The 1,750-nt window shown below is 51.7% G+C and carries 4 protein-coding genes; all 4 read right to left on the reverse strand.

Going from position 1 to position 1,750, the window contains the following annotated elements; genetic code table 11:
• Positions 1 to 221: 221 nt before the first annotated feature.
• Entirely contained in the window at positions 222 to 437 is a 216-nt protein-coding gene (locus ACR0P9_RS11990) for a hypothetical protein (RefSeq protein WP_432620457.1), read from the reverse strand.
• A 143-nt stretch (positions 438 to 580) separates the two neighbouring features.
• Positions 581 to 832: a hypothetical protein gene (locus ACR0P9_RS11995; RefSeq protein ID WP_432620459.1), complete on the reverse strand. Its 252-nt coding sequence runs from the start codon at positions 830 to 832 to the stop codon at positions 581 to 583.
• The gene (locus tag ACR0P9_RS12000; protein ID WP_432620461.1) at positions 829 to 1,278 is read right to left on the reverse strand and encodes a GatB/YqeY domain-containing protein; all 450 of its coding nucleotides are present in this window, start codon (positions 1,276 to 1,278) and stop codon (positions 829 to 831) included. Before ACR0P9_RS12000 ends, ACR0P9_RS11995 begins: the two co-directional genes overlap by 4 nt.
• A gap of 80 nt (positions 1,279 to 1,358) precedes the next feature.
• The coding region (locus tag ACR0P9_RS12005; RefSeq protein WP_432620463.1) for a hypothetical protein at positions 1,359 to 1,750 on the reverse strand (392 nt) is incomplete at its 5' end.

The raw sequence follows: 1,750 nt of genomic DNA on the forward strand, positions 1-1,750 counted from the left end.
AGGAAATCGGTTATGACTTCGAGAACGGCTTCATCACCATGGAAGTATTCCGTCCGGATTACTACGAGATGACCACCGACGAGAACATCAAGACCGCTGCTGAAGAGACTGCGAAGCATATCCAGAGATACTGCAAGTAAACTCATCCGGTCAAAAGACCTTTAGACTGAGCAATCAGTCGCCCCGCAGAGCATACGCTCTGCGGGGCTTTTTTTGCGCCTTCATATTCCCAATGCTACGTAGTCATCAATCAGTTCATGAAAATGTACCAGCGATGCCTGAAAGTCGTTCATACGCGCCACCAGCGCCTGTGCAGACCATCCATTTGTCGTGATTTGATCTGCCCGCGCAGCAGGCACACCATCTTGCAATGCCAGCACCCCATACCATGTGCGCTGACGGTCATCTTTTTGTTCTGTGCGGATATATGTAAGCATGTCCTACTCTCTCCTTTGCTCCTAATTGCTTCTTAGTGTAGCATACGTCACACAAAAAGGCCGTCGAAGCAATTCCCCTACACGCAAAAAAGCAGCACCGGTGATTCTTCTCTCACCAGTGCTGCTTGTGTTATGGCTCTATTTTAGTCCTCAATGACTTCATCGGCGAAGCCTGCGATCTGCTGTACCAGCTGTTTGTGATCGTGGATAGTATCCTGCAACAGCTCGGCATCATCCATCAGATTCACCCAAACAGCGTATCTGCCGTCATGATGCACGGTAACTTCCAGCTCCGGCCAGCGCGCCGCCATCTGCGGCGTGTAGCGGTCATCCTCTGCAAATAAAATCTTTGCCGCCTGCTTGATGTGATCTCCGATAAAAATCAGGCGTTTCATCCCTGCAGCATCTCCCCAACAATCTTGTTGACGAGCTTGCCATCTGCCTTGCCCTTAACCTGCGGCATCAGGTGCTTCATAACCGGGCCCTTATCGCGCATTGTCGGTGCAGTGATCTCCAGCTGATCCAATACAGCCTGAATCAGCTTGCGGATTTCCTCTTCGCTCATCTCTGCCGGAGCGAACTCTTTGTATACATCCAGCTGATACTGGCATTCCTTGCGAATGTCCTCACGGTCAGCCGGAGCGGATTCCATCGTCTCGCGGGTCTGCTTGATTTCCTTCTGAATGATGGCGTTTTCTTCATCCTCGGTCAAATCAGCACGCTTGTCCTTTGCCTTTGCCTTGAGTGCGGACAACAGCAGCGACAGAGCTGCCTTGCGATCTGCGTCCTTTGCCTTCATAGCAGCCATCATCTGCTGCTGTACTTCTTTTGTCTTAGACATGATATTTGCCTCCTGTTTTTTATCCAATATAAACAGCAACGGAACGCAGGGCTTCCCTTCGTTCCGTTCCAAAAATCCTGTTATCCAAATCGGTGGGAACGGAATAACTTCTGAAAAAATCCGCTTTTTTCTTCCGATTTGTCTTCTGTTTCCGCATGATCGACCGCGATTGGCTCCCAAGCGGTCTGCTCCGGGTCTGTATACGCTTCGCCGGTCTGCGCACAGCGCAGCATCTCTTGCAGACGCGCATGATCCGCCTGTGTCTGTACATCACGCATCTGTGCGAGCAAATCAATCAGCCCGTTCATGTTGCAGCTGACAGACGGGTACGTATCCTGCATCTGTTCGGAAATCATCTGCCGGGCGCGGCGCAGGGCGCGCTTGATTTCAATCTCCGGCTGCGAAAGAATCTCCGATGCCTGCGGCGCAGAACATCCCTCTCCGCACAGGAGAAGCAGTGCCAGCCGTTCCA

Source organism: Butyricicoccus sp. (assembly GCF_050872565.1).
GTDB lineage: Bacteria > Bacillota > Clostridia > Oscillospirales > Butyricicoccaceae > Butyricicoccus_A.